Source organism: Thermodesulfobacteriota bacterium (genome assembly GCA_035325995.1).
Lineage (GTDB): Bacteria > Desulfobacterota_D > UBA1144 > Nemesobacterales > UBA2774 > JADLGH01.
The window spans coordinates 514,153-532,986 of sequence record DAOKYU010000001.1; the positions used below are offsets into that span (position 1 = coordinate 514,153).

Genomic DNA, 18,834 nt, shown 5'->3' on the forward strand with positions numbered 1-18,834 from the left:
GAAAAGATTATAGCATGACACGGCGACCGGGTGCATCTTCACGCTTAAATTTGTGGTTACTTTGTATCCGGAAACATGTATCATATTTACCGGTTTTTTGACGCATACCCCTTGCCCGGGCATGCGCCGCTTTGCGCGTGCCCCCGAAAACGAGCCCGTGAGTTCGAGCGGCCATGTTGCAGGCCCGGCGCGGGCAATAATCGATAAACGGAGACGATACACGGATGGAACTTCTGGCAGGAGCTTTAAGGGTCGATGTAATGGGCAAAGACCTCTGGATGTGGATGCTCTTCCTGGCCCTTGTGCTGACGCTTCTTGCGCTCGATCTGGGGGTGCTTCACAAGGAGAGGCGCGAGATTTCGATAAAGGAGAGCCTCATCCTGAGCGCGGGGTATATTGTGATAGCGCTCATTTTCGGCGCGTGGGTCTGGTGGTCCATGGGCAAGGTGTCGGGGATAAATTACCTTACGGGATATTTCGTCGAGAAGAGCCTCTCGATGGATAATATCTTCGTCATATCGCTTATTTTCTCGTACTTCGGGATACCGCGCCTCTACCAGCACAGGGTGCTTTTCTGGGGTATTCTGGGGGTGATTATACTCCGCGCTATAATGATCGGCGTCGGTGCGACACTGGTCGAGAGATTCGAGTGGATACTCTTCATATTCGGCGGCTTTCTCGTGCTCACCGGAATAAAGATGCTGTTTTCGGCCGACCACGATCCGGACATGACGGACAACGCATTCCTCAAATTCCTCAGGAATCACATAGCCGTTACCGACAGGCTCCACGGCGAGAAGTTCTTCGTGACCGAAAAAAATCCTGTCACCGGCAAAACGGCGAGGCTCGCGACGCCGCTGTTCCTGGCGCTGATAATGGTGGAGGGGGCGGACATAGTCTTCGCCGTCGATTCGATACCGGCCATCTTCGCGATAACGACCGATACATATATAGTATATACAAGCAATATATTCGCCATACTCGGGCTCAGGGCGCTTTATTTCGCCCTCGCGGCTATGGTGAGCAGGTTTATTTACCTGAAGTACGCCCTGTCGGCGGTGCTGATCTTCATCGGGGGGAAGATCTTCTGGAGCCACTTCGTCGGCAAGGTCGATCCGCTCGTGTCGCTGACCGTGACGCTCGTCCTCCTCGCGGGAGGCGTGGTAGTGTCGCTCCTTAAGACGAAGCCCGTCGAAGCGGGTCCGTAGGGTCCCCTCGCGGGCCTTCGTCTCGCGGTATAAAGAAATGATTCGACCGCGGTGGCATAACAGGTAGAATTGAGTACCATGAAGCTCAGGGGTAAAAAGGCGCTGATTACGGGCGGGGCCAGGGGGATAGGGCGCGGCATAACCAGGGCGTATTTGAAGGAAGGCGCGTCCGTACTCATATGCGGGCGTAACGAGATAAACCTGAAATCCGCCTGTAACGAGCTTTCGGGCGCGGGCGACATCGACTACGTCGTCACGGATATCGCGGTCAGGGATGAAGTCAGGCATCTGGCCGCCGCCGTCGCGGAAAGGTGGAGGGCCCTCGACATCCTCGTCAACAACGCCAGCGTTCTCGGCGTGAGAGCGCCCGTCGCCGAGTACCCGGAAGACGTCTGGGACGAGGTTGTGCAGATAAACCTGAACGCGCAGTTCTACGTTACGAAAGCCATGATCCCGCTCCTTTTGCCGGGGGGCTCGATAATAAACGTGAGCTCCAGCGTCGGCAGGAAGGGAAAGCGCGAATGGGGTGCGTACGCGGCCTCGAAATTCGGCCTCGAAGGGCTGACGCAAGTCCTCGCCGACGAGCTTGCCGAAGTTGGGATACGCGTAAACTCGGTCAATCCCGGCGGCACGCGGACGGACATGAGGGCCGACGCATATCCCGACGAAGACCCCGAAACCATCCCTACCCCCGAAGATATCTCGCCCGTGTTCGTTTACCTCGCCTCGGACGAATCGGCGGGCGATAACGGAAAGGAATTTAACGCGCGGGACTGGATAAAGGCCGGTTAAGTTTCCTGCGCTGCCGCTCTATCTAATTCCACTCTGATTAATTATATTTGTATCCGTTTAAGATGCCGGTAAAGTATTTATAAACGCTTCAGGGGGTGGACTGTGATGAGAAGGGTACTTTTTCTGCCTTTTTTCCTGCTTATTTTTGGTTCCTGTGACGGCGGCGGAGGAGGGGGCGACGGCGAGGTCATAATCGAGGAATCGCCTAATATCTGCTTCTCCGCCGAGTCCGCGAATCCCTGCTTCGAAGAGAGCGCCGTCGTGGATACGTCGCGCGTCAGCGGCGAGACCCCGGACGAAGTCATCTCGAATCTCGAAAATTCCCCAGGGTTCCTGCGCGAGCTGGACGTAAAGGAGATATTGATAACCTTAAACTATTCCTATTTTCTCCCCCATCTCGATCCTGCATGCCGGTGGGATGAGAGCGTGATAATCATAAATACCCGCGAGGACTGGAGCCGTTTCACAAATAACTGTTATTTCGAAAACAACAGCTTCGTTAATTTCCCTTCCGTGGATTTAAGCGAGAATACCGTTATCGTTTCCTACCAGGATTATTCGGGGTTCGGGACAAAAATAGTTTCCGTCCTGGAATTCGATTCGTCTATCGTGGTCGTAACGGCCGATACGGTCAGCGACGTGCCCTCATCCGGGCCGGGATATCCGTCGCACATAGTGCGGGTCGAAAAAACGGGAAAACCCGTGGAGGTCGTGCGGGTCGAGTCGATATGCAATTCGCTCTACAACCTGTCGAGCTCTGGATGTCTCGCCGAGTCGCTCAAGAATGTTTGTGAGACGTATACCTGCCAGTTCGACATTGGATGGAAATCCCCGGAAAGTAAGGACTGCAGCGTGCTGAGCTGCACTTCCATCGAATGTTCGGGGATAGATGTTAGAAAGGATAACCGCATAGTGAGCGTTCCCGGAACGTTTATCGATCTCACCGTCGGTGGTGCGCATACGCCTGAAGGTTTGATCGATATTGAAGGGAATCTTTACGACGTCAGTTGTGAGCCGATAGTGGAGTAAGGAGATGCGGCGGCGGGACGTCCCTTCCCGGCGGGATGACAGGAGGCGTCGATTCTGGACCGGACTGTATATAAAAGATCGTTTATCCCCGCCCTGGCCCTTGGGCTTATCCTTGTGCTGGGGTTTTTTCTCAGAGCCGTAAATATCTCCGAAAACCCGCCCGAGCTCTTTTCGGACGAGCTCATAAACTTCGTCTCCGCACGGAGCGTCGCCGAAAAGGGGCGCGACCTTCACGGGAATCTCGCACTCTACTTTTCCGATAGGACCGAGCCGCGTCCGCCGGTCTACGGGTATTCCGCTTACGTCTCATCCATGATATTCGGCGACGGTCCCATCTGCATAAGGGCCCCCGCAATCTTCTTCGGCCTCGTCTGCATCGTTCTCGTCTACCTGGTCACACGCGAGCTCTTCGGGGGCGAGAGGGCCCCCCTCTTCGCCGCATTCTTCATGGCTGTAATCCCGTGGTCGATCCACTACTCCCGCGTCGGATGGGAGCCCGCAGCATTCCTCCCGCTGCTCCTCCTGGCGGTTTACACGATGGTGTACGGTATTGGACGCGGAAAGAAATGGATAACGGTTTTATCCTTCGGGATGTTCTCGGTCACGGTTTATACGTATCAGGCGGCGCCGCTGTACGCATTTTTATTTCTGGCGGCTCTCGTGATCATTTACCGGAGGTACTTTCTCCGCGAATGGAAGGTGTTCGCGGCGGGCTGTTTTCTTGCGGGGATTCTCGTAATCCCGCATATTTCGACCGTTTTGAACGAAGATATGATGCATTCCCGGGCGGAAAGGATCTTCACTTTTTCCGAAGGGGTGACGCCGGAATCGATCGGCACTTTTTTCGAGAACTACGTAAGCCATTATAAGCCCTCCTTCCTCTTTGAGCATGGTGATTCCAACTTGAGGCACGGAGCGGGCACGGGGACTGTTTACCGGGTCATGCTGCCGCTTATGCTCGCCGGGCTCGTGTATCTCTTCAAATCCGGCTTCGATAGAAAGAGCGTCGCCTTTATCCTCTTCTGGATAGCGGTGTTTCCCCTGGCCGCGGCGCTGACGAACGACGGCGTTCCGCACGCGACGAGGTCGCTCACGGGCGCGCCGCTCTTGTGCATCCTGGGCGGCCTGGGTGCGGGCGGCCTCGTCGCGACGCTCGCCCGCAGGACCGGGCGGCCCGCATACCCCACGGCCCTCGCCGCCTTGATAGTCGTCTCGTCTCTGGCGTCGCTGGCCTTGTTCGCGAAGAGGTATTATTACGAGTATCCGAAACAGTCCTGCGGCGCCTGGGAGTGCGGGCACAGGGATATATTCGCCGCGCTCTAAGGCCTGGAAGACGGGCATAAGCGCGCCTGCATGGGAAACCTCCATTTCGGGAACGAGCTTCAGCTTGTCGATTACTATGCGCTCGGCTGGAGCATGGAGATCGTTCGGGACATGGACGACCCGGCGTGTCTCGATGAAGGAACGCTCATCGTCTCCTCCGGCCGGCCCAGAAAATTCCGGAGGAACTCCTTCCTGGTGAAGAAGATAGAAATGCCGGAGGACATGAGGAGCTATTTTATTTACGAGGTCGGATATCCCGGCGGCGGCCGGAATAATTGAGCCCCCGGCGGCGACTTCCGAAGCCGTATTTATAGTGCTTTCACTCGATTCCCGGACTGCGATCAGGTTTTTTTGCATCGCCTTTATTTCTTATTTTCTCAATGTTATGTTTTCCGCAGGCGAGGTGTAGGGGGCCTTTTGTCATCCGGCAGGTTCGGGCCGGCGGTTCGGGCTGCCGCACGGCGACGTAAATGCATAAAAGAAGGTAGGGAGGGTGCATGAAAGTGAGGTCGATTTTTTCGAGTTTGCTGATCGCGGCCGCGGCCATTTCGGGAGCGGCTTTTTTTGTTTCCTGCACACACGAGAAAGTGCCCGTAAGCACTGAAAAGACGGAGCAGGATAGGTACGCCAACGGCGAGTACATAGTCAAAATAGCCGGGTGCAACGACTGCCACACGGCGGGATACACGGAAGCCGCCGGGGATATGCCGGTTGAAAAATGGCTCACCGGGAGCCCTCTCGGATGGCGCGGCCCGTGGGGCACGACGTACGCCTCTAACCTGAGGCTGCTCGTCGCTTCGATGACCGAAGAGGAGTGGGTTCACCTGGCGCACAATACGAAGTGGCTTCCGCCCATGCCATGGTACGTTCTCAGGGAAATGAAGGAATCGGACCTTGCCGACATATACTATTTCGTGAAGGCCCTGGGGCCTGCCGGCGAGCCCATGCCCAGGTACCTTCCGCCGGATCAGGACCCCGAAGGCCCCTACGTCGATTTCCCGGGACATCCTTAAGGGTGTTCGGTACCGGATCAGGAAACTATCAGGACGTGGAGCTCTTTCGGGCCGTGGACGCCCAGGGTGAGATTGAGCTCTATGTCCGCCGTCCTGCTGGGCCCCGTGATGAACGTAGTGCAGGCGGGTACGGCTTCGGGGGATTCGTAAATTTCATCGAGCAGGCCGAATAATTCCCCGATGTCGCTCAGTATATTTTCTTTCCTGACTATGGCGAGATGTACCGGCGGGATGAGTGAGACGCCCCTCGGCCTTTCGGGCGACGAAAGGAGGACGAGCGATCCGGTATCGGCGATGGCATAATCGGCCTCGGTGATCCCGATGCCCGTACCGGCGATTCCGGCCTTGTCTTCGGCCGGGGCGATGTCGAGCCCGCCGCCTTCGAGGGAACGGGCAATGCCGAGCGACTCCAGGTATGCCGTCTCCCATATCGAGAAGGACTTCACGCCCCTTTCTTTGATGAAGCCGGTTACGAATTCGAGAACTCCGTCCCGGTTCGCCCTGTAAACGGACGTGTTGATTCCGGATAGGGACTCGGCGAAAGTGTCGGCAAGGCTGTCTTTGGACAGCCCGTCGTCTGCAGGTGAATTCGCCGGTTCCGGGGGATACGCATCTTTACTCTCGCCGCCCTCCCCTTTCCCGAGGCCCTTCCTTATCCTGTGGAGTATCTCTTCGCGCGAATCGGCCGTCATCGTGGGCCCCCCTTACGGCTCATTTCCTTCCACCTCTCCCTGAACGTCGTTTCACTCACGGCCGGGAAATCCCTCTCGTCCGTCCACCTCGAAAAAGGATACGGGAGCGACCGGAGCACCCCTCCCCTCTTCCAGGGGAGCTGTGCGTAACGGGAAAGCCGGAGCGCCAGCTCGTATATCTTTCTGTGCGTGACGACCGTGCGCCAGAACCTGAACGACAGCGCCTCCATGATTGCGCCCGTCCCGCCGGTCTTCTCTTTCATGGCGACGACCTTGCTCCTCAGCTCGAGCAGAACCTTCGGGAAATCGATGTTCACCGGGCAGACGTCCCTGCACGCCCCGCAGAGGGACGATGCGAAGGGGAGCTCGGGGGCCCTGTCTATCCCCATGAGCTGTGGGTTTATTATCGCGCCGATGGGGCCGGAATACACCCATCCGTAGGAATGCCCGCCCACCTTCCTGTAGACGGGGCAGTTGTTGAGGCATGCGCCGCATCTTATGCAGTAAAGCGATTCCCGCGTCTCGGGATCGGCGAGTATTCCGGCCCGCCCGTTATCGAGTAGTACGAGGTGAAACTCTTCCGGCCCGTCCCTGTCGTCCCTTCGCCGGGGGCCGGTGATGAGCGATATGTAGGTAGACGTCTTCTGCCCGGTCGCGCTCCTGACGAGGAGCGGCAGGAAGAGCGAGAGGTCGCCGAACCGGGGAAGGAGCTTTTCGATGCCCATGAGGGCGACGTGTATCGGGGGGACTGTCGTCGTAAGGCGCGCATTGCCCTCGTTTTCGACGATGACTATGGTGCCCGTCTCGGCGACGCCGAAGTTGGCCCCCGAGACGCCCATGCCCGCGCCGAGGAATTCGCCGCGGAGCCTTTCGCGCGCGACTTTCGTAAGCTCCTCGGGCTCGCTCAAATAGGGCACGCCGAGCTTCTCGGCGAAGAGCTCGGATATGTCGTGGCGGGTCTTGTGTATCGCGGGGGCGATTATGTGCGACGGGTGCTCGCCTGCGAGCTGTATGATGTACTCGCCGAGGTCCGTCTCGACGGCCCTTATGCCCGCCGCTTCGAGGCCCCGGTTGAGCTCTATCTCCTCGGTCGCCATGGACTTGCTCTTGACGACGGATTTTACGCCATTCCGGCGTGCGATGTCGATTATGATATTCCGGGCTTCTTCGGCGTCCCTCGCCCAGTGGACGTGTCCGCCCGCCTTCCGGACATTCTTTTCGAGCTCGAGGAGATATTCGTCGAGGTGGGCTATAGTGTGCTTTTTTATCTCGCGGGCGCGGCCCCTGAGGGCGTCCCACCCGGGCGTCTCGTCGCTGGCGCGTTTCCTCGCGGCCCTGAAGCGGTCGGTGACCTTAACGAGCGCGCTCTGGAGATTCTTGTCACCGACGGCCCGCGCCGAGTCCCTCTCGAAGTTCACTCTATCGTGGCTGATTTTAAATACCTACCCTTTTCCGGTGTTTGCCAGGAGCTCCGCGAGGTGCATCACCTTCACGGGGAGCCCCCGCCTGCTTATCGCCCCGCCTATGTTCATGAGGCACCCCATGTCGGACGATACGACCGTGTCGGCCCCTGTCCCGGTTATGGAGTCAAGCTTCTCGTCGAGCATCGACACCGACACCTTCGGGAATTTTATGGAGAACGTCCCGCCGAAGCCGCAGCACGAGTCGTGAAGCGGCATCTCCCGGAACTCGAGCCCCTCGACGGACGCTATGAGCTCGCGCGGGGCGTCCTTCACGCCGAGCTCGCGGAGGAGGTGGCACGAGTCGTGATACGTGACGACGCCGTCGTACCTCGCACCCACGTCCGTCCTCCCGAGGATATTTACCAGGAATTCAGAGAATTCGTACGTCCTGTCCGTAATCAGGCGAAGTTTGTCGAGCATTTTAGGCTCGTTGTGGAATAGTTCCTTATAAAATACTTTAACCATGGTCGTGCACGACCCCGAGGGGCATACGACGTACGATTCCTCGTCTTCGCCATGCGACAACGCCTCGCCGAAGACCGAAACGAACCTCTCCGCGACTGCCCGCGCGTCGGCCCTGTAACCGCTGTTGAAGGCGGGCTGGCCGCAGCACGTCTGCTCCCCGGGGAAACGTACGTCTACACCGAGCCTTTCGAGGACCCTGACCATGCTCTCGCCCACCTGCGGGAAGAACGTATCCACGAGGCAGGTGATAAAAAGATTAGCTCTCATCACGCTCGCGTCCGCCGGATGCGGACTATTTCATTATCGTCTATCGTCGAAATTTTTTCAAACCGGGGATTGGGCGAACACGGCCGCGTCTGTTAGATTTATAGTCGGGAAAGCGGGGAGACCGGATTAACGGAAACGGAGATTTTCAATGCATAAAAGAGAGTTGCCGCCGCCCTCTCACTTCAGGCCCGAAAGGGCGGGCGAGGTATGGCGGGTCGAGTACGGGGAAATAGCTAGGTCGGCAAGGGAATGGGCCGACGTGCACGGGCTCGGCCCGGCCTCGGGGGACGAGCACCGCGTCGCGCTCGTGATAGTGGACGCACAGAATACGTTCTGCATCCCGGGGTTCGAGCTCTTCGTAGGAGGGCGATCGGGCACGGGGGCCGTGGACGACAACAGGAGGCTATGCGAGTTCATATACAGGAACCTCGGCGTAATCACCGAGATCGCCCCGACCATGGACACCCATCAGGCCATGCAGATATTCCACGCCGTATTTTTCGTGAACGACGAGGGCGGGCATCCCGCTCCCTACACGAGCATTTCGGTCGAGGACATAGAAAGCGGGAAGTGGAAGTTCAACAGGTTGCTGAGCCGTAACCTCGCCTACCCCGACGACTACATCGAAAGGCATCTCCTCCATTACGTAAAGGAGCTAAGGAAGTCGGGGAAGTACGAGCTTACCGTATGGCCCTATCACGCGATGCTGGGCGGCATCGGACACGCGCTCGCCTCGTCCGTCGAGGAGGCAGTCTTCTTCCATTCGATGGCGCGGCACAGCCAGCCCGACATACACGTGAAGGGAGACCACCCGCTGACGGAGCACTATTCCGTCCTCGCGCCCGAGGTTACGACGGGGCCCGACGGTGAGCCGCTCAGGCAGAGACAGGAGTCTCTCTTTCAGAAGCCGGTGGCCTCGGCGGCGATTTACAGGAAGCTCCTCGACTTCGACGCCGTCGTGATCGCCGGGCAGGCGAAGAGCCACTGCGTCGCGTGGACCATCGCGGATCTTCTGAAGCGGGCGCACGAGGGGGACGCAAGCCTCGTCCGGAAGATATATCTCCTCGAGGACTGCACGTCGCCGGTAGTCGTCCCGGGCGTTATAGACTATACCGACGAGGCCGACAGGGCGTTCGGGGAATTCGCGGCCGCGGGTATGCACGTCGTCCGCTCGACGGGGCCCATAGAGGACTGGCCGGGCATGAAATTCTAGCCCCCTGCAGTTCGTCGTGTTATGCTTGGATACCTGCGAGACCAGAAACCGATCAAGGGAGCGTAAGATGAGCTCGATTTTTACGAAGATAATAAACAGGGAAATCCCGGCCGTCATAGTCTACGAGGACGACCTCTGCATATCGTTCCGCGACATCGACCCCAAGGCCCCGCAGCACATACTGATCGTCCCGAAGAAAGAGATCAAATCCCTCGCCGAAGTCACGGATGAGGACGCCCCGCTTCTCGGGCACCTCCTCGTCACGGCCGCCCGGATCGCCAAGGAGCAGGGCATTTCGGATTCGGGATACCGGATAGTAGTCAACACGAACAAGGAAGGCGGGCAGGAAGTGAGCCACCTTCACCTTCACCTGCTCGGCGGCCGCCGGATGGAATGGCCCCCGGGATAACGCCGCACCATTTATTCAAATTCAGCCTATTTAGCAGCTCGTAGTGTGCGGGGTTCTCCATGTGATCCGGCGGCGCAGGATCACGCATACGGAGATATACCGTAGAGCTGTGGGGTTCTGGTTATTGTGTCCGCAGCGAGGTTAATCCATGCCCAGCGCTTCGGCGTCCCTGTCGGAGAGGAAGCCGCCGTCCGGGCGCTCTTTGACGGTGCCGTCGCGCTTCCAGGAGCGCTCGCAGCGCGGCTCGCCCGAAAGGTCCGATATCTTTATAGCGATCTCTTTCCCTTCGAGTATCTTGAACCTGCTCACGCCCGCGAGGTCCGGAAGCTCGGGCTCGAACGGCTTTAATTTCTTGTAGAGCTTTTCGTCAACCGTAACCGTAACGCCGGCGTCGAGAGGGTTGGATATGCCCTGGGCTTCCTTGGCGTCTTCCAGCGCCTTAAGCACCCTGGCCCTGAGGTCGAGGGCTTCTCGCCACGCCGGGTCCGCCGGGACGTCCACGGCTTCTGGAAGCCCGGCGAGATGAACGCTCTCTTTGGAGTCGGCCGGAAGCCCTTTCAGCGAAAGATACGCCTCGTCCGCCGTATGGACCAGTATCGGGGCGAGGAGCCGCACGAGGGCGTCGGTTATGCGGTACATCGCCGTCTGCGACCTCCTTCTCTTCCGGCTGCCTGACTTCTCGCAGTAGAGCCTGTCCTTCGTCGCCGCGAGGTAGACGGCGCTCAGGGTATCGTAGCAGAATTTGAATATTATTTCGTTGGCGAGCTTGTACTGGAACCCGGTGTAGGCCTCTACAGTCTCGCGTATGAACTTCGCGAGCTCCGCCATGGCCCACGCGTCGAGGGAATGCCTGTCCTCCTCGCCGAACTCGACCGCATCGGTCTCGGGGTCGAAGTCGCTTATGTTGCCGAGGAGGAACCTTATCGTGTTCCTGACCTTCCTGTACTCGTCCCCGGCGACGCGGAAAAATTCCCAGTCAACTTTTATGTCGTTCGTATACTTGAGCGAGCTCACCCACCACCTGCATATGTCGGCCCCGTGCTGCTTAAGGAGCTCTTCGACCTCGAGGGCGTTGCCGCCGGACTTGCTCATCTTCCTGCCCTGCGCATCGACCATGAAGCCGTGCGTGAGGAGCGCCTTGAAGGGCGGCCTCCCGCGCGCGCCAAGGGCGGGTAGTAAGGAGAGCTGGAACCATCCCCTGTGCTGGTCGGACCCTTCGAGGTAGAGGTCGGCCGGGAAGCCTATGCCCCTCTGCTCGAGGACGGAGTGCCAGGACGAGCCCGACTCGAACCAGACGTCGAATATGTCCATGCCGCGCGTGAGCTTCCCGAGCGCGCCCTCTTCCCCGGCCCATTCCGGGGCGTCCGGGTCCGAGAGCGGATCGTATCCTTCGAGTATCTCCTCGTCCGTACCCTGGAACCAGGCGTTAGAGCCCTTCTGTCTTATTTTCTCGATTATGACCTTTACGGATGCGGGGGTTAGAAGGCACTCGCCCTTATCGTTCACGAACGCCGGTATCGGGAGCCCCCACGCGCGCTGGCGGCTTATGCACCAGTCGGGCCTTGATTCGAGCATTCCCCGGAGCCTGTTCCGTCCCCACTCGGGATAGAAGTCTATCCCCGACTCGCAGTACTTTAAGGCGAGGTCCCTGAGCGAGCCTCCGAATTCGTCCACCTTCTTGTCGACGGCGATGAACCACTGCTCGGTCGCGCGGAATATCGTCGGCGATTTGCTCCGCCAGTCGTGGGGATAGCTGTGGGGATATTCCTCCTCGTGGAAGAGGTGCCCGGATTCGGTGAGACGCTCGGCGATTACGCCGTTCGCCGTCCATACGTCCATGCCGCGGAGCCATTCGGGCACGGTGTCGTCGAACGTGCCGTCGCCGAGGACGGGGCAGTATATGTCGAGCCCTTCCCTGAGCCCTGTCTGGTAGTCCTCGACGCCGTGGCCGGGGGCGGTGTGGACGAGCCCCGTGCCCTCGTCGAAGAGGACGTAGTCGGCAGTTACCACCCTGCTCGTCCGTCCCGCGAAGGGGTGCGTATACATTACGCCCGCGGCCGCTATGTCCCTGCCCTTCACGCCTCCGAGCTTCGTGTAATCCTCGACGCCGGCCTTCCTGAAAACCGTCTCGGCGAGGTTATCGACCAGTATGACCAAGGTTTCGCTCCCGTTTTTGGTAGCTTTATAAAGCCCGTAGTCGCCGTCGGGCGATATGGCTACGGCAAGGTTCGCGGGGAGCGTCCACGGGGTCGTCGTCCATATAAGGAGCGACGGCTTTCCGCCCGCCGGAACGTTTAACCCGTCGGGAAGCATGTCCGTATTCTCCACCTCGAATAAAACGTAGACGCTCTTATCCACCCTTTCGTAGTATTCGAGCTCGGCGTCGGCGAGCGCCGTCCTGTTCTCTATGGACCAGTGGACAGGCTTCAGGTCCCTGTATATGAGGCCGTGCTTCAGGAGCTCGGCGAAGACTTCGAGGACGCCCGCTTCGTAGGCCGGGATCATTGTGAGGTAGGGGTTTTCGTAGTCCCCCGTCGTGCCGAGGCTCTGCATCTGCCCCGACTGGAGCTTTACGTATTTTTCGGCGTACGACTGGCACTTGTATCTTATCTTGAGGCGTGAAAGGTCCTTTGCCTCCTCGCCGAGCTCCTTTAACACCTTGTGCTCGATCGGGAGGCCGTGGCAGTCCCAGCCGGGGACGAAATCGACGTCGAACCCGAGCATCGTGCGCGAACGTACGACGATGTCTTTCAGCACCTTGTTCAGAAGATGCCCCAGGTGAATCGGGCCGTTGGCGTAGGGCGGCCCGTCGTGGAAGACGAACTTCTCCCTGCCCTTCGATCTTTCCCTGATCCTGCCGTAGAGATCGATCTTCTTCCAGCGCTTCTGGAATTCAGGCTCCTTCTGCGCGAGATTAGCCTTCATGGGGAAGTCCGTGCGCGGAAGGTTAAGCGTATCCTTGTAATTTATCTTCTTGGCCTCTGACATTTGGCGCTTTAGCTCCTTAAGCCCCGAAAGCCTCGTCTATTCCGATAATCTTCCGATAATATTCAATGGCTTGGGTGAGATAGAGAACTGCTTCGTCGTTCGAGATGAAGGAAAATTGTAGCTCAGATAGGGCGAAATGCAAGGATCGGGGGCTAGTCTTTCTCGACCAGCTCCTTAAGCTCCCGGAGGAGCCGGCGTGAAAATACGACCCAGTCTTCCCACGCCTCCATGTACTCCCTGCTCTCGTCTACCTTCTTGTAGAGCTTAAAGCCTATCGGGGTTTCTTCGAGGAAATGCTCCTGGTCGCCTGTGAGCCTCGACTTCAGCATGCCGGAATACCTGCGGAGGAGAAGGAGCTTTTTAGGGTCGCCCTCTCTATACTCGGCTATGAAGAACCCGGCCGACTGCGCCGTGGGCATCTGCATGATATTACTCTCCTTGAAGTAGATGCCCTTGTTAAGGTTCTCGGCTTTCATGGAGATGAATAATTCCATACGGTATCTCGCACGGTTTATTCCCGGCATCCCGGGTCAGATTTATTGTATGGCCAGACGCGGCGTGAAGTCAAGAGTGACGAAACGGTATTGATTTTGCCCGCGGACGGGTCTAATAATTACACCTGTATTCACGGAGGCCGGATGAATCAGCTAGCGGGCAGGACGGCTATAGTCACGGGCGGCACGGGCGCGCTCGGAAGGGCCGTTACGTTCGAGCTGCTCACGCGCGGCGCGAACGTCATGTGCACCTACCTCAAGGACGAGGAGCTTAACGGCTCGCTCTTGCTCCGGCAGTCTTTCGGAGACAGGGTAGTCTTCGGCAAGGCCGACGTCATTCGGCAGCCCCACGTCGCCAAGCTCGTGTCCAAAACGGAGGAGATGTTCTCCCGCATCGACATACTGGTGAACGTCGTCGGCGGATTCACGATGGGGCCGATAGGGGCCACGGGCGAGGACGACTGGGACGCCATGATGGGCATGAACCTCAAGTCCGCCTTCCTCTGCTCAAGGGCCGTCGTTCCCGTCATGATAATGAACGGCTGGGGCAGGATAGTGAACGTCGGCTCCCGGCCCGCGCTCAAGGGCTCGGCGCGCATGAGTGCGTACGGCGCGTCCAAGGCGGGCGTGCTGAACCTCACGCAGTCGATGGCCGAGGAGCTCCGCGAGCACGACATAACCGTGAACGCCGTCATACCGGGAACCATGGACACCCCCGGGAACAGGGCCTCTATGCCCGACGGGGATTATTCGAAATGGGTGCCGCCGCCCGACGTGGCCAGGGTGGTGGCGTTTCTCTCCTCGGAGGAAGCCCGCTCCGTGAGCGGTGCGTTCGTGCCCGTGTTCGGGAAGTCGTAGCAGGCCCCGGTTTACCGTATTTATTTCAGGGGGAAGCCCGAACCGGCCCTTTCCATATCGTCCAGTATCGTATCCAGTAGCTTCCGTCCGAAGTCGGACGCCGTTTTTATGTCGTCCCGTGATATCTTTACGTTGTTAAGGTACTGGAGCCTGAAGACGTCGCCGTCGCCGTATTCGGGTATCACGCATCCGAAGAAAAATCCCATGTCCCGGAGAACCGAGCCGACGTATCCGGCGCCTTTCTGTTTTACGGGGAGGTCGGCGTATATGCAGTCGAACCTTTCGAGTGTCAGGTGCTTGAGATGAAACCGTATTTCGTCTATCGTTTTCCGGCCGATTTTCTCGATGACGATTCGCGCCTGGTTGTGGTCGTGCCGTATCGAGACGGACGCCGCGCCGGGGTGCCTGCCCTTGACGCCTGTGCGGCCGTTCTCGGCGACTATGTTCCTCGCATAGCCGAGCCGCTCGTATATTTCGGAAATGATTTGCTCGTACGCCTCGGGGACGTATATCGTTTCGGGCCCGCTCGAAAGGAGCGGCGTGAACATGAACGCGACGGACTGCCGCCTTGGCCTCTCGTCCTCGGATATGCTCTCGAACTTTACCGTCCCGGGGCTGTAGCCGAGCAAGAATCCCGTCTCGCGGCCGCCGAGCTCTATGCTCCCCTTCTGGCTGTAGGGGTGGACGGTGACGGCCTCGCCGTATATACCGATCACGTTCTGCTGCGTGACGAAGTCCTTCAGGTAATTCTTCATCATCTGGAAAAGGCCGCGCCCCCTGTACCGCGGATCGACGACGGCCTCTCCGGATTCGGCCACCTTCGCGCCCGGCGCGCTGAATATGAATCCGACGTGCCCTATGAGCTCGTTCCTGCTGTTGTACGCCCCCGACGACAGCATGAGGCCGCTCTTTAGAAGGGACTCGATCTGCTCCGGCACATACATGAAGTCGTTCGCGTACGTGTAGCCGTAACACTTGAACACGAGCCTCACGAGCTCGTGAATACCGCCCGGGTCGAGCATGGCGACGCCTATATTTTCGTCGCCGGGGGCTTCGGGGAGTTTGACGTGCTCGTGGTGCTCCGCGATGTCCATGACCTCTCTTATGTCCATGGACGGGAGGTTCTTCACGATCTCGGTCCTGTTGCCGCCCTTGCCGAGGCTCCTGAATTTCACCTCGTCCGCATAGTGCCGCGACATGTGGGCCCTGAACCTCTTCTCTTCGCCCTTTTCGAGCTTGTCGTAATCGAACGGAAGGCCCTTGTCTTCAACCGCTATCACGAGCGAGTGGAGCCGCCTGTATATGATTACCTCGACGGGCTTCCTGATGTCGCCCTCGAAGCCGTGGGCGACTATGTTTTCGATTATATCGGCCAGTACCTTGTCCAGTCTCTCGGCAGTGGGCGTCCGCATGCCGTTTGAAACGGCGATGCCCGTCACCATGTCTATCAGCGCCTTGATGTGGCTCTTCTCGGGCGTTATGCGTATATGTGCGATTTCTCTTTCGGGCTCGTGTATTACTTCGGCGGTGTCGTTTTCGCTCATAAATTCTCTCTTTCCGGATCAGGATTTTTTGGTTTTGTAGAAGTGGGTGCTCGATCCGACGAAGGACTCGGCGGCCTCCATGAAGGTTTCGGACAGCGTGGGGTGCGGATGTATCGACAGCGCTATATCCTCGGCGAGGGCCCCCATCTCGACGGCGAGGACGCCCTCGGAGATGAGCTCTCCCGCTCCTACCCCCGCGATCCCGACGCCGAGGACGCGTCCCGTGTCGGGCTCTAAAACGAGCTTCGTCACGCCGTCCGGGCGGTCGAGCGTCGAGGCCCTCCCCGACGCGGCCCAGGGGAATCTCGCGATCGTGAACGGAATCTTCTTTTCGCGGGCCTCGGTTTCCGTGAGCCCGCACCAGGCGATCTCGGGGTCCGTGAAGACGACGGCCGGAATGGCGTTGGGCTCGAAGGCCGATTTCTTTCCGGCGAGCACCTCGGCCACCACCCTCCCCTCGTGGGTCGCCTTGTGTGCGAGCATCGGCTCGCCGGCGACGTCGCCTATGGCGAAGATGCGGGGCTCCTTCGTGCGGCGGTGCTCGTCGACCTTTATGAATCCCTTCGCGTCCCTTTCGACGGACGTGTTCTCGAGACCTATGCCCTCGCTGTTGGGCTTCCTGCCTACGGAGACCAGAACCTTGTCGAACGCCGTCTCGACCGGCTTGTCCCCTTTATTCTCGACCGTGGCCAGTATGCCGTTTTCTATTTGCTTAAGGCTCGTGACCCTGGTTTCGAGCATCACTGCCTTGTATATACCCTCTATCCTTTTCTGGAGTATGCGTACGAGGTCCCTGTCCGCCCCCGGCATCAGGCCCGAAGACATTTCGGCCACGGTGATCTCCGTCCCGAGTGCGGCGTACACAGTCCCGAGCTCGAGCCCTATATATCCCCCGCCGACGATCAGCATCGACTTCGGCACGGACGGCAGGTCGAGAGCCGAGGTGGAATCCAGTATGTGGTGCGACGTCACGTTTATCCCCGGTATCCCCGCCGGCCGCGAGCCGGTCGCGATTACGGCATATTCGAAGGAGAGCTTCTGCGTGTCGCCGTTGGTCTTTATTATTTCGAGCGTTCGCGGGCCGGTGAACGCCGCCCGGCCGCGTATGTACTTCACCTTGCGCATTTTCGAGAGCTGGCCGAGGCCGCTCACGAATTTCCCCACGACGCCGTCTTTCCACGCGCGGAGCTTTCCGGCGTCGATTTCGGGTTTCGGGTACGAGATGCCCCAGTCGGCCGCCTGCGCGGCTTCGGTTATGACCCTGGCCGCGTGGAGAAGCGCCTTGGACGGAATGCAGCCCCTGTAGAGACACACCCCGCCCGGGAACTCCTCGGGGTCTATGAGCGTAACGTCGAGCCCTAGGTCCGCCGCGAGGAATGCGGCCGGGTAGCCGCCCGGGCCCGCCCCGATAACGACGACCTCCGCTTTTTCGTTTTCATTCGTCACTCGATTATTCCCTGCCGGATTCGCGTTGTGCGTCTGTGTGAAGCGCTATCCTTCGAGAGAGAGCCTGAACGGCTCTTCGAGCGCTTCGGCAATCCACCTTGCGAATCTCGCGGCGTCGGCGCCGTCGATGAGCCTGTGGTCGTACGACAGGGAGAGGGGGAGCATTAGCCTCGGCTGGAACTGCCCGTCGATGTACACGGCCTCGGTAACCGCACGGGAGACGCCTAGTATCGCGACCTCGGGCGCGTTGAGGACGGGGGTGAAGTAAGTGCCCCCGATTCCGCCGAGGTTGCTTACCGTGAACGTCCCCCCCTGAAGCTCGGCGGCGGTGATCTTCTTCGTCCTCGCTTTCTCGGAGAGAACGCTGAGGTCTACCGATAGCTCCTCTATGTTCTTCCTGTCGGCGTCCCTTATGACCGGGACCAGAAGCCCCCTGTCGGTATCGACGGCGACCCCTATATTATAATACTTCTTGTATACGATCCGGTTATTTTCCATATCGACGGAGGCGTTGAACTGAGGGAAGGCCTTTAAGGCCGAGGCTGCGATCTTGAGGATTATAGACGTCATGGTCAGCTTGCCGCCCGCCTCGGCGACTTCCTTTCCGTACTGCTTCCGGAGCTTTTCCATCTCCGTTATGTCCGCCTTGTCGTGCTGCGTAACGTGAGGGGCCTTCCACGCATCGGTGAGCCTTTCGGCGGTGAGCCTTCTCACCTTCGACATGGGGACGCTCTCTACGGGGCCCCACTTGTCGGACCCGGATTCCGCTTCACCGGCGGCGGGCTTTTCCTCGGCTGCCTCCGGTGCGCGGAGCTTTACTTCCGCTGCGGGCTTCTTCTCTTCGCCGCGCTCGAGGTCTTCTTCGGTGATGCGCCCCCCGGGGCCGGTGCCTTTTATCTTCGCTATGTCTACGCCCATTTCCCGGGCGAGTCTTCTTACTGTCGGTGAGGCCGGGATTATTCCGCTGGGCCCCGTGCTTTCGGGTGCGGGCCGCGTTTCCTTTTCCGTTTCCTTCTCTTCGGCTTTCGGCCCGGCTTTGGCCTCCGGCTTCTTCTCTTCTTTTGGCGGAGCTTCCTTCTCTGACGGGGGCTCCTTTGCCCCGGCTTCTTTCTTCCCGCCTTCCTCCGGCTCTTCGGCCTTCCCTTCCGGCTTTTCGGGCGCTTCCTCTTTTTTCCCTTCTTCCGGTGCGGGCTCCTCTTCCGCCTTTTCTTCCTTCGCAGGTTCTTCCTTTCCTTCTTCTCCTTCTTCCTTGGCTTCGGCTTTTTCCGGCACGGCCTTTTTCTCTTTCGGCGCTTCCTTCTTCTCCGCTTCGCCTCCGCCCGCCCCGTCGTCTATCGTCACCAGGAGCTGGCCTACCTTTATCGTCTCGCCCGACTTCACGTGAACCTCTTTTATCACGCCGTCCGCGGGGGACGGTATTTCGAGCGCGGCCTTGTCCGTCTCGAGCTCCATTAACGCCTGGTCCTTCGACACCTTGTCTCCGGCCGAAACGTATACGGTCGTAACGTCGCCTGTCTCTATGTCCTCGCCGAGGTCCGGGAGTTTGAATTCTATAGCCATTTGGAGTCGCCTCTTTTTACCGGTCTTTATAACTGTTCTAACACACGGCGCGGCCCCGCGTAAGGAGCTT

General features: G+C 59.0%; 17 protein-coding genes. 9 read left to right on the forward strand and 8 right to left on the reverse strand.

The features are described from left to right. Positions 1–224: 224 nt before the first annotated feature. The 6 genes from PKC29_02380 (at position 225) to PKC29_02405 (ending at position 5,365) form a co-directional block, all read left to right on the forward strand. Positions 225–1,208 carry a TerC family protein gene (locus tag PKC29_02380; GenBank protein HML94257.1) on the forward strand — a complete coding sequence of 328 codons (984 nt, stop codon included), beginning with the start codon at positions 225–227 and terminating at the stop codon, positions 1,206–1,208. Between the two features lie 78 nt (positions 1,209–1,286). Continuing rightward, on the forward strand, positions 1,287–2,000 hold the full coding sequence (locus tag PKC29_02385) for an SDR family NAD(P)-dependent oxidoreductase (GenBank protein ID HML94258.1): 714 nt from the start codon (positions 1,287–1,289) through the stop codon (positions 1,998–2,000). A 105-nt stretch (positions 2,001–2,105) separates the two neighbouring features. Then, complete coding sequence (locus tag PKC29_02390; protein ID HML94259.1) at positions 2,106–3,029, forward strand: hypothetical protein; 924 nt, start codon at positions 2,106–2,108, stop codon at positions 3,027–3,029. Between the two features lie 114 nt (positions 3,030–3,143). Then, positions 3,144–4,352: a glycosyltransferase family 39 protein gene (locus tag PKC29_02395; GenBank protein ID HML94260.1), complete on the forward strand. Its 1,209-nt coding sequence runs from the start codon at positions 3,144–3,146 to the stop codon at positions 4,350–4,352. 30 nt (positions 4,353–4,382) lie between these two features. Continuing rightward, positions 4,383–4,631, forward strand: a complete 249-nt coding sequence (locus PKC29_02400) for a hypothetical protein (protein ID HML94261.1) — start codon at positions 4,383–4,385, stop codon at positions 4,629–4,631. 218 nt (positions 4,632–4,849) lie between these two features. Further along, positions 4,850–5,365 (forward strand): cytochrome C, encoded by a 516-nt coding sequence (locus tag PKC29_02405; GenBank protein HML94262.1) that lies wholly within the window; start codon positions 4,850–4,852, stop codon positions 5,363–5,365. Between the two features lie 17 nt (positions 5,366–5,382). Here PKC29_02405 and PKC29_02410 read toward each other — a convergent pair whose 3' ends face one another. The 3 genes from PKC29_02410 to PKC29_02420 are packed head-to-tail and all read right to left on the reverse strand — an operon-like array spanning position 5,383 to position 8,252. Continuing rightward, the gene (locus PKC29_02410; protein HML94263.1) at positions 5,383–6,057 is read right to left on the reverse strand and encodes a lactate utilization protein C; all 675 of its coding nucleotides are present in this window, start codon (positions 6,055–6,057) and stop codon (positions 5,383–5,385) included. Next, on the reverse strand, positions 6,054–7,475 hold the full coding sequence (locus tag PKC29_02415; protein HML94264.1) for a LutB/LldF family L-lactate oxidation iron-sulfur protein: 1,422 nt from the start codon (positions 7,473–7,475) through the stop codon (positions 6,054–6,056). Before PKC29_02415 ends, PKC29_02410 begins: the two co-directional genes overlap by 4 nt. Before the next feature lie 24 nt (positions 7,476–7,499). Next, a complete protein-coding gene (locus PKC29_02420; protein ID HML94265.1) occupies positions 7,500–8,252 on the reverse strand; it encodes a (Fe-S)-binding protein in 753 nt (250 codons plus the stop codon). A 148-nt stretch (positions 8,253–8,400) separates the two neighbouring features. On the opposite strand from PKC29_02420, the gene PKC29_02425 reads away from it, so the two are divergent. Together PKC29_02425 and PKC29_02430 are read left to right on the forward strand one after the other, a co-directional pair. Then, entirely contained in the window at positions 8,401–9,465 is a 1,065-nt protein-coding gene (locus PKC29_02425; protein HML94266.1) for an isochorismatase, read from the forward strand. 67 nt (positions 9,466–9,532) lie between these two features. Continuing rightward, entirely contained in the window at positions 9,533–9,874 is a 342-nt protein-coding gene (locus tag PKC29_02430; protein ID HML94267.1) for a histidine triad nucleotide-binding protein, read from the forward strand. Positions 9,875–10,015: 141 nt separating this feature from the next. Here the strand turns inward: PKC29_02430 and ileS are convergent, their stop codons facing one another. Together ileS and PKC29_02440 are read right to left on the reverse strand one after the other, a co-directional pair. Then, complete coding sequence (gene ileS, locus PKC29_02435; GenBank protein HML94268.1) at positions 10,016–12,862, reverse strand: isoleucine--tRNA ligase; 2,847 nt, start codon at positions 12,860–12,862, stop codon at positions 10,016–10,018. Positions 12,863–13,014: 152 nt separating this feature from the next. Next, complete coding sequence (locus tag PKC29_02440; GenBank protein ID HML94269.1) at positions 13,015–13,356, reverse strand: hypothetical protein; 342 nt, start codon at positions 13,354–13,356, stop codon at positions 13,015–13,017. Between the two features lie 144 nt (positions 13,357–13,500). Between PKC29_02440 and PKC29_02445 the strand changes: the two genes are divergently transcribed. After that, positions 13,501–14,214 carry an SDR family NAD(P)-dependent oxidoreductase gene (locus PKC29_02445; protein HML94270.1) on the forward strand — a complete coding sequence of 238 codons (714 nt, stop codon included), beginning with the start codon at positions 13,501–13,503 and terminating at the stop codon, positions 14,212–14,214. A 20-nt stretch (positions 14,215–14,234) separates the two neighbouring features. On the opposite strand, the gene PKC29_02450 is transcribed toward PKC29_02445, so the two are convergent. From PKC29_02450 to PKC29_02460, 3 genes are read right to left on the reverse strand one after another with little or no spacing between them, the layout of a single operon-like run. Next, entirely contained in the window at positions 14,235–15,758 is a 1,524-nt protein-coding gene (locus tag PKC29_02450) for an ATP-binding protein (GenBank protein ID HML94271.1), read from the reverse strand. An 18-nt stretch (positions 15,759–15,776) separates the two neighbouring features. Beyond that, a complete protein-coding gene (lpdA, locus tag PKC29_02455) occupies positions 15,777–17,204 on the reverse strand; it encodes a dihydrolipoyl dehydrogenase (protein ID HML94272.1) in 1,428 nt (475 codons plus the stop codon). 45 nt (positions 17,205–17,249) lie between these two features. Next, positions 17,250–18,764: a 2-oxo acid dehydrogenase subunit E2 gene (locus PKC29_02460; GenBank protein ID HML94273.1), complete on the reverse strand. Its 1,515-nt coding sequence runs from the start codon at positions 18,762–18,764 to the stop codon at positions 17,250–17,252. Between the last annotated feature and the right edge of the window lie 70 nt (positions 18,765–18,834).